At 73.8% G+C, this 12,419-nt stretch carries 14 protein-coding genes; 4 read left to right on the forward strand and 10 right to left on the reverse strand.

From position 1 onward, the window contains the following. Positions 1 to 127 precede the first annotated feature (127 nt). From HCN56_RS18100 to HCN56_RS18130, 7 genes are all read right to left on the reverse strand, one after another. Positions 128 to 703, reverse strand: a complete 576-nt coding sequence (locus HCN56_RS18100) for a DUF6114 domain-containing protein (protein ID WP_245246708.1) — start codon at positions 701 to 703, stop codon at positions 128 to 130. 172 nt (positions 704 to 875) lie between these two features. Further along, positions 876 to 1,487, reverse strand: a complete 612-nt coding sequence (locus HCN56_RS18105; RefSeq protein ID WP_167972443.1) for a DUF6230 family protein — start codon at positions 1,485 to 1,487, stop codon at positions 876 to 878. A 542-nt stretch (positions 1,488 to 2,029) separates the two neighbouring features. Then, positions 2,030 to 2,992 (reverse strand): tetratricopeptide repeat protein, encoded by a 963-nt coding sequence (locus tag HCN56_RS18110; RefSeq protein WP_167972445.1) that lies wholly within the window; start codon positions 2,990 to 2,992, stop codon positions 2,030 to 2,032. A gap of 124 nt (positions 2,993 to 3,116) precedes the next feature. Beyond that, a complete protein-coding gene (gene icmA / locus HCN56_RS18115; RefSeq protein WP_167972447.1) occupies positions 3,117 to 4,817 on the reverse strand; it encodes a coenzyme B12-dependent isobutyryl-CoA mutase large subunit in 1,701 nt (566 codons plus the stop codon). Between the two features lie 212 nt (positions 4,818 to 5,029). Next, positions 5,030 to 5,413 carry a DUF3817 domain-containing protein gene (locus HCN56_RS18120; protein WP_167972449.1) on the reverse strand — a complete coding sequence of 128 codons (384 nt, stop codon included), beginning with the start codon at positions 5,411 to 5,413 and terminating at the stop codon, positions 5,030 to 5,032. Between the two features lie 79 nt (positions 5,414 to 5,492). Continuing rightward, positions 5,493 to 6,002: a MarR family winged helix-turn-helix transcriptional regulator gene (locus tag HCN56_RS18125; RefSeq protein ID WP_167972451.1), complete on the reverse strand. Its 510-nt coding sequence runs from the start codon at positions 6,000 to 6,002 to the stop codon at positions 5,493 to 5,495. 153 nt (positions 6,003 to 6,155) lie between these two features. Next, positions 6,156 to 6,515: a DUF3817 domain-containing protein gene (locus tag HCN56_RS18130; RefSeq protein WP_167972453.1), complete on the reverse strand. Its 360-nt coding sequence runs from the start codon at positions 6,513 to 6,515 to the stop codon at positions 6,156 to 6,158. A gap of 230 nt (positions 6,516 to 6,745) precedes the next feature. Here HCN56_RS18130 and HCN56_RS18135 point away from each other — a divergent pair, with 230 nt between their 5' ends. The 3 genes from HCN56_RS18135 (at position 6,746) to HCN56_RS18145 (ending at position 8,133) form a co-directional block, all read left to right on the forward strand. Continuing rightward, a complete protein-coding gene (locus HCN56_RS18135) occupies positions 6,746 to 7,222 on the forward strand; it encodes a MarR family winged helix-turn-helix transcriptional regulator (protein WP_167972455.1) in 477 nt (158 codons plus the stop codon). Positions 7,223 to 7,309: 87 nt separating this feature from the next. Next, complete coding sequence (locus tag HCN56_RS18140; RefSeq protein WP_167972457.1) at positions 7,310 to 7,684, forward strand: ArsR/SmtB family transcription factor; 375 nt, start codon at positions 7,310 to 7,312, stop codon at positions 7,682 to 7,684. Then, on the forward strand, positions 7,681 to 8,133 hold the full coding sequence (locus tag HCN56_RS18145) for an SRPBCC family protein (RefSeq protein ID WP_167972459.1): 453 nt from the start codon (positions 7,681 to 7,683) through the stop codon (positions 8,131 to 8,133). Before HCN56_RS18140 ends, HCN56_RS18145 begins: the two co-directional genes overlap by 4 nt. A gap of 132 nt (positions 8,134 to 8,265) precedes the next feature. Here the strand turns inward: HCN56_RS18145 and HCN56_RS18150 are convergent, their stop codons facing one another. Beyond that, entirely contained in the window at positions 8,266 to 9,699 is a 1,434-nt protein-coding gene (locus HCN56_RS18150) for a HAMP domain-containing sensor histidine kinase (protein WP_312871290.1), read from the reverse strand. Next, entirely contained in the window at positions 9,696 to 10,355 is a 660-nt protein-coding gene (locus tag HCN56_RS18155; RefSeq protein WP_167972461.1) for a response regulator, read from the reverse strand. Before HCN56_RS18155 ends, HCN56_RS18150 begins: the two co-directional genes overlap by 4 nt. Positions 10,356 to 10,469: 114 nt before the next feature. Between HCN56_RS18155 and HCN56_RS18160 the strand changes: the two genes are divergently transcribed. Then, positions 10,470 to 11,189, forward strand: a complete 720-nt coding sequence (locus tag HCN56_RS18160; RefSeq protein ID WP_167972463.1) for a PepSY domain-containing protein — start codon at positions 10,470 to 10,472, stop codon at positions 11,187 to 11,189. Between the two features lie 148 nt (positions 11,190 to 11,337). Here HCN56_RS18160 and meaB read toward each other — a convergent pair whose 3' ends face one another. Beyond that, entirely contained in the window at positions 11,338 to 12,300 is a 963-nt protein-coding gene (meaB, locus tag HCN56_RS18165) for a methylmalonyl Co-A mutase-associated GTPase MeaB (RefSeq protein WP_167972465.1), read from the reverse strand. Positions 12,301 to 12,419: the final 119 nt, after the last annotated feature.

Below are 12,419 nucleotides of genomic sequence, written 5' to 3' on the forward strand. Positions count from 1 at the left end.
CCCCTGCCCCGAGGACCGCAATGAGCAGCACCACCGCAGGTCGTCCGGTTCCGGCCGGCTCCGCCCTCGGCAGGGTCCGCCGCCGGTTCCACCTGTGCCGCGGCGCGCTCCGGCGTCCGGCGGTGCGTCACACGGCACGCTCGCCCTCCCTGGGCTCACCGGCCGCGGGGCCGGAGGGCTCGGCGGGACCGGAGGACGCGGCAGGGCCGGACTCCGCACGCCGGGCGGGGGCGTGCGGCGCGGGCACCCCCACGTCGTCGGGGCGGTCGCGGTCGTCGGCGGGCGGCTCCTCCTCCGGCCGCGCGGGCGCCCAGGAGACCGACATACCGCCGCCGACCACGCTCAGCAGGAAACCGACCACCAGGCCCCCGAAGTTGGAGACCACCAGCGAGACCAGCGCCAGCACCAGCGTGGCGACGCCGGCGAAGACCCGGGTCAGCGGCTGGTACCACATGGTGAGGCCGAGCGTGATCATCAGCACGCCGATGACCAGCGACCCGGCACCGGCCGTGGTCGCCATCCTGATCGTCAGGTCGCCGAACTGCATGTTGGCGTACGGGAAGTACATGATCGGCACGCCGCCGAGCATCGTGTACAGCCCGGCCCAGAACGGCCGCCCGCCGCGCCACAGGTGGAACCGGCGGCGGACCCTGCCGAGGGCGGAGCCGGCCGGAACCGGACGACCTGCGGTGGTGCTGCTCATTGCGGTCTCCCTGCGGGGCACGGCCCGGGGTTTCCCGGGGCGTTCCGGGGTTCTCCCGGTCGGCTTCACGAAGGCACGGTACGCCGGTCCCCCGTCGGCCGGGTGACCGGGGCGGGACGGTGCGTTCACGCCCTGCCCCGGTGGTCACGGCCGGTGCGCCGCGGTCAGCGGGTCAGAAGCACTCGTTGGTGCCCCGGTGCACGCTCATCCGGAGCCCGTTGAGCTTGAACGTACCGGCGGAGGTGGCCAGCGCGGTCTGCTCCACGTCCGTGAGGGTAGCGCGGTCCGCCTGCTGCGCGAAGGAGCCGGGTACGGTCGGGCCGACCGGCTGCGGGCCCTTGGTGGTGGCGTCGACCGAGACGCCGATGTCCATGTTGGTGAACTCGGCGTCCGCCTGGACCTGGTTGAGGTCGATGAAGAGGTTGCGCGCCTCGACGGGCCGGCGCGGGTCGCCGCCGGCGTTCAGCTTGATGCTGACGTTGCCGATCGGCGTGGGGATGACGACCGACTGGCAGAGGTCCTTGATGGTCGCGGAGTTGAAGGCGGAGACCGCCACCGGCCGCGGACCGCGGGGGGTCTCGACGACCCCGCCGTACTGCACGAACCCGTCGGTGTTGACGAGTTCGGGCGTCGAGACCTTGAACTCCTGTCCGGAGACCGAGAAGGACGCGGCGAGCGCCCCTTGGGACACCGCGATGCCTATCGCCGCGGTCGCGGCGACCGTCGGCACCATGGTCACGGCGAACCGCCTCCATCTGGTGCCGCCACGGGCCTGGGAATTCATGACTTCCTCCTTGTGGACCACTCCCCCGCGCCGCCGGTCGCCGCCGGCAGGCGGGCGGTCCGGCGCCCGGTGGAGAAGCGCGATGCCCCCGGGCCACCCCCGGCGACTGCCACGAGCGGGCGACGCGCACCCGCCCTTCCGGGCGGACCGTCCGACGACGGCGCCCGGGGCCGACGTGTGGCACCGCCGGCCCGGCCGATCGTTGTGTACATCATGCCCCCGGCCCACGCGGCTCATTACCGGCCGGTAGCCGGAACGGGCCGCGGCACCGCGGACACCTGCACGGAGCAAACGGGGCGCACCGGGAGCGAAACCGGGCGGCCCGTTCACCAAAGGGGCACAACACCCTTGATGAACCTACCTGGTTCACCCGGAGCGCCCTTCACTCCCCTTGCCGTTTTTCGCCGGGCCACACCCGACGCGGCAGCAGTCTGTGAACCGGGGACTGCGGGGAGCACACGCGGCCCCCGGTCTCCCGAACGGGACACCGGGGGCCGCGGGGTCGCGGGGCGGGCTCGGAGCGCCGCCGGGCGGTGGGGTGGTCAGAACAGGACGCGTGCGAGCGCGCCGCGCGCCGCGACGACCCGGGGGTCCTCCGGCCCGACGAGCTCGAACAGCTCCAGCAGCCGGACCCGCGCACGGTCGCGGTCGTCGCCGGCCGCCGTGCGCACCGCGTCGACCAGGCGGCCGAACGCGTCCTCCACATGGCCGCCGACGAGGTCCAGATCGGCGGCGACGAGCTGGGCGTCGACGTCCCGGGGCCGGTCGGCGGCGTCCTTGCGGGCGGCCGCGAGGTCGACGCCCTGCACCCGCTCCAGCAGCTTGGCCTGGCCGAGCCCCAACCGGGCCTCGGCGTTGGCCGGCTGGTCGGCCAGGACGCCCTCGTAGGCGCGGATCGCACCGGCGAGGTCGCCGGCGTCCAGCGCCTCGTGCGCGGCGCTCAGCGCGGGGTCCTGCGGGGGCTCCGGGGCCTCCTGGGCGGCCTGCTGCGCCTGCTCCGGGTCGATCGGGGCGCCGACGATGCCGAACCGCTCCTCGGCCGCCTGGATCAGCTGGTCGAGCACCTGCCGGATCTGCTGCTCGGGCGCCGCGCCCTGGAACAGCGGCAGTGCCTGGCCGGCGACGACGGCGAAGACCGCCGGGATGCCCTGGACGCCGAACTGCTGGAACAGCATCTGGTTGCTGTCCACGTCGACCTTGGCCAGCACGAACCGGCCGGCGTAGTCGGCGGCGAGCTTCTCCAGCAGCGGGCCGAGCTGCTTGCACGGCTGGCACCACTCGGCCCAGAAGTCGATGACGACCGGGACCTCGGCGCTGCGCTGGAGCACCTGCTGCTCGAACCCGGCCTCGTCGACGTCGAAGACCAGCGGCGCGGTCGACGCGGCCCCCTCGGGCTGCGCCGCGCGCTGCGCGCGGGCCGCCTCGGCCTTCTCCTTCGCCTCGGCCGCCGCCTTCACCGCGGAGAGATCGACGACGCCGCTCATGGACATGTTGCGTGGCTGCATGGGAACAGTCTCCCCCCTCGCGGGGCGTTCCGGCACACGCCCCCGTGCACTGCGGGCCCCGAGGCCGGCACCCGGTCCCCCGCCGTCGCGGCGGGGCGCGGATCGGCGGGGGGAAACGGACCGGTCAGAACCCGGCGGGCTCCACGTACACCCCCCACTCGTCGCGCAGCCGGTCGCAGATCTCACCGAGAGTGGCCTCCGCCCGGACGGCGCGCAGCATGGGTTCGATCATGTTGCGCCCGTCACGGGCGGCGGCCACCATCTCGTCGAGCGCGGCGGTGACGACGGCGGCGTCCCGGTGCGCCTTGCGGTCGGCGAGGGTCCGCACCTGGTCGCGTTCCACCTCGTGGCTGACGCGGAGGATCTCCAGGTCGCCGGTGACCGAGCCGTGCGCGCAGTTGACGCCGACGATGCGCTTCTCGCCCTTCTCCAGGGAGCGCTGGTACTGGAAGGCGGCCTCGGCGATGTGGCCGGTGAACCAGCCGTCCTCGATGCCGCGGAGCAGACCGGAGGTGATCGGGCCGATGGGGTGCTCGCCGTCGCCGACCGCACGGCGGCCGCGCTCGGTGATCTGCTCGAAGATCTTCTCGGCGTCGGCCTCGATGCGGTCGGTGAGCTGCTCGACGTACCAGGAGCCGCCCAGCGGGTCGGCGACGTTGGTGACGCCGGTCTCCTCCATGAGGACCTGCTGGGTGCGCAGCGCGATCTCGGCGGCCTGCTCGCTGGGCAGCGCCAGCGTCTCGTCCAGCGCGTTGGTGTGGAGCGAGTTGGTGCCGCCCAGCACGGCGGCCAGCGCCTCCACCGCGGTGCGCACCACGTTGTTGTAGGGCTGCTGGGCGGTGAGGGAGACGCCGGCGGTCTGGGTGTGGAACCGGAGCCACTGGGCCTTGGGGTCGCTCGCGCCGTAGACGTCGCGCATCCAGCGCGCCCAGATGCGGCGGGCGGCGCGGAACTTGGCGATCTCCTCGAAGAAGTCGACATGCGCGTCGAAGAAGAAGGACAGCCCGGAGGCGAAGGTGTTGACCTCCAGCCCGCGCGAGAGGCCCAGCTCGACGTAGCCGAAGCCGTCGGCGAGGGTGTAGGCCAGCTCCTGCGCGGCCGTCGCACCGGCCTCGCGGATGTGGTAGCCGGAGACCGAGAGCGGCTTGTAGGCCGGGATGCCCGCGGTGGTGTACTCCATGAGGTCGCCGATGAGGCGCAGGTGCGGCTCCGGGGGGAAGAGCCACTCCTTCTGGGCGATGTACTCCTTGAAGATGTCCGTCTGGAGCGTGCCGTTCAGGACGCCGGGGTCGACACCCTGCCGCTCGGCGGCGACGAGGTACATGCAGAAGACCGGCACCGCGGGGCCGGAGATCGTCATGGAGGTGGTGATGTCCTGCAGCGGGATGTCGTCGAAGAGGATCTCCATGTCCGCGGCGGAGTCGATCGCCACGCCGCAGTGCCCGACCTCGCCCAGCGAACGGGGGTCGTCGGAGTCCCGGCCCATGAGGGTGGGCATGTCGAAGGCGACGGAGAGCCCCCCGCCGCCCGCCTCCAGGATCGTCTTGTAGCGCTCGTTGGTCTGCCGGGCGTTCCCGAAGCCGGCGAACTGCCGGATGGTCCAGGGGCGGCCCCGGTAGCCGGTGGGGTGCAGGCCGCGGGTGAAGGGGAACTCACCGGGCCAGCCGATGCGCTCGAACCCCTCGTAGCGGTCGCCGGGGCGTGGGCCGTACAGCGGGTCCACCTGGTCGCCCGAGAGCGTGGTGAAGTCGGCGTCCCGCTTGCGGGCGGCGTCGTACCGGGCCTGCCACCGTCGGCGGCCCTCAGCGATGGCGTCAGCGTCCATGACTCCAATTTACTAGGACTTCCAAGTAAATTGCCAGGACGGCGCAGCACCCGGGTGAGCTCCGCCGCCCGGGAGGCGCCGGAGCGCCTGCCCGGACCCCCACCGGAGGCCGCGCCTCCCGCCCCGCGCACGCGAGAGGCCCCGGTCGTGCCACCACCGCGAGGGCGGTGGCACGACCGGGGCCCGTCAGCCGGACGACCCGCGGCGGCGGGTCAGGGCGTCACGCTCTCCCGGGACGCGGCGGCGTGGTCCTCGTCCGCCCGCGCCTCGTCGGCGACACGCTTCTCGTACTCCTCCACCAGCGGCGTCACCTCCGCCGCGATCCGCCGCTCCACGAAGAAGGCGACGAAGGGGATGGTGCCGGAGAGCAGCACCCACAGCAGCTTGCCGAACTTCCAGCGGGCCTTCTGACCGAGGTCGAAGGCGAAGATCAGGTAGATGATGTACAGCAGGCCGTGGGTCTGCGACACCACGAACGTGACGTCCGCACCGGTGTCGAAGCCGTACTTGAACACCATGCAGGTGCTCAGTACCAGCAGCATCACGGCGGTGACGAGAGCCATCACCCGGTAGCGCGTCAGGACACTCCGCTTCATGCCCCCGAGCGTATCGGCACCGACCGGTCCGACCGCCACCGGGGGCGCGTGCCGACGGCCGCCCAGCCGGCCCGGCGGCTCAGCCCTCCTCGAAGTCGCCCGCCGCCACCCGCAGCGGCCGCAGCATCGCGAAGATCTCGCGGCACTCCTCGTCGTCGTAGGCACCGAGGCCGAACTCGGTGCCCATCAGCGCGGCCGTGGCATGGTCGCAGACCTCCCGCCCCTTGGCGGTGATGGAGGCGAGGGTGCCCCGGCCGTCGTTGGGGTTGGGGCGCTTCGTCGCCAGCCCGGCCCGCACCAGCCGGTCGACGGTGTTGGTCACCGAGGTCGGGTGGACCATGAGCCGCTCGCCGATCTTGGACATCGGGAGTTCACCCGCCTTGCTGAACGTCAGCAGGACCAGGGCCTCGTACCGGGCGAACGTGAGCCCGAAGGGGCGGACCGTGGCGTCCACCTCGGCCAGCAGAATCTGGTGCGCACGCATGATCGAGGTGATCGCGGCCATCGGCGGCGCGGCTCCCCAGCGCCGCTGCCACAGCTCGTCGGCGCGCGCGATCGGGTCGAAGGAGAGGCTCAGCGGTTTCGGCACGGCCCGACCCTACCGGCTGGTCACATCCCGGCAAGGCCCGTCTCGGCAGGCGACCGCACAGCCGCGGAACCGCCGGTGGGAGCGGTGTGCCGGACCACGTCGAGGGGCGCGCGGCAGGTCTGCCGCGCGCCCCTCGACGTGGTGGCGGAAGCGTCAGGCGCGGACGGGGTCGCCGTCCGCGGAACGCGGCTCCTCGGAACCGGGGGCCGCGGCGAGGGCGGCCTCCTCACGGCGCAGCCGGCGCTCGGCGAAGAACCCGCCGGTGGGCACGACCGCCATCGCGAAGTACCAGGCGGCGGTCCCGAACGACCAGCGCGCGCGGTTCCACGCGTCCAGCCACAGCACGGCGTAGACGACGAAGAGGAAGCCGTGGACGGCACCGAGGACCGGGACGGCGTCGAAGTCGGTGGTGCGGCGCAGCACGGAGGCCACGAGCAGCAACAGGAAGGAGATCGCCTCGGGGGCGGACACCAGCCTCAGGCGGCGGAGGGCGGCGGCGGTCTTCTGTTCCATCAGATTCGACACTCCCATGTGAATGCATGCACAAGCTCCGCCAGTGTGGCACGGTACGCCCCGACCGCCGCCGCCGGGGCGGCCGGCGACCGCCGAGCCCGGCACCCCGGCCCACCCGCGCGGCACCCCTGCCCGACACCGCCCGCCCCACGTCGGACCGGCTCCGCAGCGCGGCCGGCGGCCGCGGCTCGATCCGCGAGGAACGGGACGGTACGGCCTAGAGTTGGGGCATGGAGACCGAAACGGACGCGCGCTGGCTGACCGACGACGAGCAGCGCGTCTGGCGTACCCATCTGGACGTCAGCAAGCTCCTGATGTACCAGCTGGAGCGGGACATCCAGCCCTACGGGCTGACGATGAACGACTACGAGATCCTGGTCAACCTCTCCGAGGCCCCGGAGCAGCGGATGCGGATGAGCGACCTGGCCACCGCGACCCTGCAGTCCAAGAGCCGGCTCTCCCACCAGATCACCCGGATGGAGCGCGCCGGCCACGTCCGCCGCGAGAACTGCGACTCCGACCGCCGCGGACTGTTCGCCGTACTGACCGAGGCGGGCTGGCAGACCATGCGGGAGGTCGCCCCGCACCACGTCGAGTCGGTGCGCGAGCACTTCATCGACCGGCTCTCCCCCGAGGAACTGCGCACGCTCCACGACTCGCTGCGCCCGATCGCCGAGAAGCTGCGGGTCCGGCGGGGCCGGGCCTGACCGCACCCGGCGGGGCCGGCGGCCGCCCCGCCCGAGCGCCCCGTGCCGCGCTTGACCGCGCGGCACCCGGGGCAGACACTTAAGTAGATGCTTAACGAAGAGGAGCGGTTGGACCTCGTCTTCCGGGCGCTGGCCGACCGCACACGCCGAACGCTCGTCGAACGACTGCTCCGGGGCCCGGCCACCGTCAGCGAACTCGCCGCACCCCTGCCGATGACCCTGGCCGCGGTGGTGCAGCACCTGAAGGTGCTGGAGGCCGCCGGCATCGTCCGCTCGGAGAAGGTCGGACGCGTGCGGACCTGCCGCATCGAGCCGGCCCCGCTGCGCGAGGGCGAGAGCTGGATCGGCGACCGGCGCACCACCTGGGAGAGCCGGCTCGACGCCCTCGACGGCCTCCTCGCCGCACCCCGCCGGGACGCCCCGGCGGCAGCCCCGGACACCACGGAAGGGACATCGCCATGAGTGCCGTCCACACCGCGCTCCACACCACCTTCAGCCTGGAACGTCGCTTCGCCGCCTCCGCCTCGCGCGTCTTCGCCGCGTGGTCGGACCCGGCGGCGAAGGCCCGCTGGTTCGGCGCCGGGGCGGAGCACAGCCTCGACTTCCGCGTCGGCGGGCGGGAGCTGACCCGGGGCACCGGGGCCGGCGGCGAGGAGCTGGCCTTCGCCTCCGTCTACCAGGACCTCGTCCCCGACGAGCGCATCGTCCACACCTCCACCCTCACCACCGGGGAGGCGCTCGCCACCGTCTCGACCACCACGATCGAGCTCGCGCCGGACGGCGACGGCACCCGCCTCACCCTGACGGAGCAGGCGACCTTCCTCGACGGGCACGAGGAACCCGAGTGGCGACAGCTGGGGACCGCCCGGTGGCTCGACCGGCTCGGCGCGGAGGTGGACGCGGCCGGCTGACGCACCGCGTGCGGGGACCGGGCTCCGGGCCGTTCGCCCCTGCGCCGCGCCCCTCCCCGACGGCGCTCCCCGCCGCGGGGCGGAGCGGCCGGCGGCCCGGGTGCGCCGGCCCTCGTACCGGGCGCCCCGGGGTCAGCCCGCGCCGCCCGGCCCGTCCGGCTCCTCGGGCGGCAGCAGCCCCGGCACCCGCAGGACGAACAGCGCGCCACCCTCCCGCGCCTCGCCGACGGTCAGCGTCCCGCCGTGGCGCTGCGCCACGTCCCGGGCGATGGCGAGCCCCAGCCCCGCGCCGCCGGCGTCCCGGCTGCGCGCCTCGTCCAGCCGCACGAACCGCTGGAAGATCTTCTCCCGCTCCCCGGCGGGGACACCCGCCCCGTCGTCGGCCACCTCCACGACCCCGTGGCCGCCCTCCGCCCGGACCGAGACCCGGACCCGGGAGGCGGCGTGCCGCTCGGCGTTGTCGAGCAGGTTCACCAGCACCCGCTCCACCATCCCGGCCGAGCCGGGGACGGCCGCCGGCTCCAGCCGGTCGGCCGTCACCGTGACCGGGGCGTCGGCCGTGTTGCGCGCCGCGCCGCGGTGGTCGACCTGCTCGGCGACCAGCTCCGCCAGTTCGACCCGGCCGCTCCCCACGGGGCGCTCGCCCGCGTCGAGCCGCGCCAGCAGCAGCAGGTCGGCGGCGAGCGTCTGGAGCCGGACGGTGTCCTTGACCGCGCCCGGCAGGTCGAGCAGCTCCGGATGGGCCGCCCCCACCTCCAGCTGCGTCCGCAACGAGGCGATGGGGCTGCGCAGCTCGTGGGAGGCGTCGGCGACGAACCGCCGCTGCCGGTCGACGGACGCCTCCAGGACGGACAGCGTCTCGTTGGTGGTGTTCGCCAACCGCCCGATCTCGTCCCGGGACGTCGGCTCGGGGACCCGTCGGGAGAGGTCCTCGCTGTGGGTGATGGTGGCGAGTTCGCGGCGAATACCCTCCACCGGGCGCAGCGCCCACCAGGTGACCAGCCAGGTCACCCCGGCGACGACCAGCAGCAGCGGCGGAAAGCCGGTGAGCAGCGAGGAGCGGACCGAGGCCAGCGCGGTCTGCCCGACCTGCACGGACGACCCGGCGTTGACGGTGACCTCCAGGTCGTCGGGGGTCTCCGCGTCGATGGCGGCGAAGCGGTAGTCGCCCGGCTCGCCGTTGACCAGGGCGACGCCGTCGAAGAGCCGCACCTCGTCCCCGACCGCCCCGGTTCCGTCATCGTCGTCGTCATCGTCGAACTCCGGCCACGGCACCGGGTCCACCGACTCGGTGCCGGTGCCGCGCACCGCCTCCAGGCCCGGGCTGGCGGCCCGCACGATGCCGTCCTCGTCGACGACCTGGACCGGTCGGTCGGTGTCGAGTTCCAGCTCGTCGAAGTCGCTGCCGGTCGCGAGCTGCACGGCGATACCGCGGGCGGTGTTCTCGGCCTGCAGGTCGACCTGGTCGGTCAGGTTCTGCCGCAGCGCCTGGAGCATCAGCAGGGCGGCCGCCAGCAGCGCCACGGCCACCACGGCGGTCGCGCCCAGCGCGGTACGGGTCTTCACGGCGCGAGCCGGTATCCGGCGCCGCGGACGGTGTGGATCAGTCCGGGACCCAGTTTCCGCCGCAGCGCGCTGACGTAGACCTCGACGATGTTGGGGTCGCCGTCGTAGGCGAAGTCCCAGCCGTGTTCGAGGATCTCGGACTTGGAGACCACCTCGCCGCCCCGGGTGGCCAGTTGCTCCAGCACGGTGTACTCCTTCGCGGTGAGGCTCACCTCGCGGCCGGCGCGCTCCACCCGGCGCGAGCCGCGGTCGATCTCCAGGTCGCCGACGCGCAGCCGGGGCGCGGCGCCGGCGGACGCGCGCCGGCGCAGCAGCGCGCGGACCCGGGCGAGGAGGACGACGTAGGAGAACGGCTTGGTGAGGTAGTCGTCGGCTCCGGTGTCGAGCCCCTCCGCCTCGTCGTACTCGCCGTCCTTGGCGGTGAGCATCAGCACCGGGGTCTCGTTGCCGGCCGCGCGCAGCGCGGCGCAGACCCGGTAGCCGTTGAGCCCGGGCAGCATGATGTCCAGGATGACCAGGTCGTAGTCGAACTCGGTCGCCCGGTGCAGTCCGTCGGTGCCGTTGTGCACCACGTCGACGGCGAACCCCTCGGCGCCCAGCCCCGCCGCCAGTGAGGCGGCGAGCCGCTGTTCGTCCTCCACTATCAGCACGCGCATGGAGCAAGCTTCGCACCTGGCACCTGAAGGCTTCTTCAGGTGACTTCAGGCTCCCTTCAGGAAGCCTGGGCCACTGTTGTGTTCGTACCGCACCGACCAGGGGAGGAACCCGTCATGAAGCGCAGCACCGTCGTCGCCGCCGTCGCAGCCGCCGCCGTCATCGGAGGTGGCACCGTCGCGGGGGCCGCCATGTCCGGCGGGGGCTCCGAGCCCAGCGCCGCCGCCCAGGAGCTGCGGGCGGAGTCGAGCGCGCAGGACAGCCCCTCGCCCGGCGGCGCCACCTCCGCCGACACCCGCGACGACGACCGGGACGACCGCGACGACCGGGACGACGACCGCGACGACGCCGGCAAGGGCTCCGGGGACGACACGGGCAAGGGCGCGGAGCGGGCCGCCGCGGGCGTCGCCGACCAGGTGATCCGCACGGCGCTGGAGGCGGTCCCCGGTCACGTGGTCGAGCTGGACCTGGACCGCGACGACAAGCACTGGGACGTCGAGGTCGCCGGCGAGGACAACCGGGAGCACGAGCTGGAGATCAGCCTGGACGGCGGCAAGGTGCTCCACCACGAGCAGGACCGCGACGACGACGTCCGTGAGAAGGTCTCGGTGCTCTCCGGCGGGTCCGTCTCGGCCGCCGACGCCGTCCGGATCGCCGAGGAGCACGTCGCCGGGCAGGTCAAGGACCTCGACCTGGACAAGGACGACCGCGTCTGGGACGTGGAGCTGCGCGCCGAGGACGGCAGCGAGTGGGAGCTGGAGGTCGACCTGAACTCCGGTGACGTCCGTAACGTCGAGCGCGACGACGACCACGACGACGACCGCCACGACGACTGAGCCGGTCGCGGCGGCACGCCGCACAGGTCTTCCGCCGGTCGCGTGAGCGTCCGGCGGGGGTAGGGGGCTGGGGAGTCCCCGAAATCACAGCCGGTGGCGTCGGCCCCTCGGGGCCGGCGCCACCGGTGTGCGTTCCGGCGGCCCCGGCTCAGCCCTGGCCGGTCAGTTCCGCGACCAGCTGGTCGGCGGCGGTGTAGGGGTCGAGCGTCCCGGCGGCGATGCGCTCGCCCAGCGCGCCCAGCCGCCGGTCCTCGCGCAGGTCGCCGATGCGTTCCCGCAGCGCCGTGACGGCGATGGCCTCCACCTCGCGCGCGGCGCGGCCGCTGCGGCGGCGGTCGAGCACCCCGTGCTCCGCCATCCAGGCGTGGTGCTTCTCCAGCGCCTCGACCACCTCGTCGACCCCCTCCGCGCGGGCCGCCACCGTCTTGACGATCGAGGGCCGCCAGTCGCCCGGTTCCCGCGCCTCGCCCAGGCCGAGCATGTGGTTCAGCTCGCGGACGGTGGCGTCGGCCCCGTCGCGGTCGGCCTTGTTCACCACGAAGACGTCGCCGATCTCCAGAATCCCGGCCTTGGCGGCCTGGATGCCGTCGCCCGCCCCCGGCGCCAGCAGCACCACCGAGGTGTCGGCCTGCGAGGCGATGTCCACCTCGGACTGCCCGACGCCGACGGTCTCGACCAGGACCACGTCGCACCCGGCGGCGTCCAGCACCCGCACCGCCTGCGGCGCGGCCCACGACAGGCCGCCGAGATGACCGCGGGTGGCCATCGACCGGATGTAGACACCCGGGTCGGAGGCGTGCTCCCCCATGCGAATCCGGTCGCCGAGAAGCGCGCCCCCCGAGAACGGCGAGGACGGGTCGACCGCCAGCACGCCGACGCGTTTGCCGCGCTTGCGGTAGGCGGTCACCAGCGCCGAGGTCGAGGTGGACTTGCCGACCCCGGGCGGGCCGGTGAGTCCGACCACGTAGGCGTGGCCGGAGTGCGGGGCGAGGGCGGCCATCACGTCGCGCAGCTGCGGTGACGCCCCCTCGACCAGGGAGATCAGCCGGGCCACCGCGCGGGGCTGGCCCTGCCGTGCCCGGTCGACGAGATCGGGGACGTCTGGCGCCATCGGTCGTGCTCCTTCGTGGGTGTCTTCTCTGCGGTGGCCTCCCCGCTCCCGCGGCGCTCCACACGCGAGGGGCGCGCCGGAGCGCGCGCCCCGGTCGGCCGGCCGCGTCCCGTCGCGGC

Origin of the sequence: Streptomyces lonarensis, from assembly GCF_012033735.1 — a bacterium.
Lineage (GTDB): Bacteria > Actinomycetota > Actinomycetes > Streptomycetales > Streptomycetaceae > Streptomyces > Streptomyces lonarensis.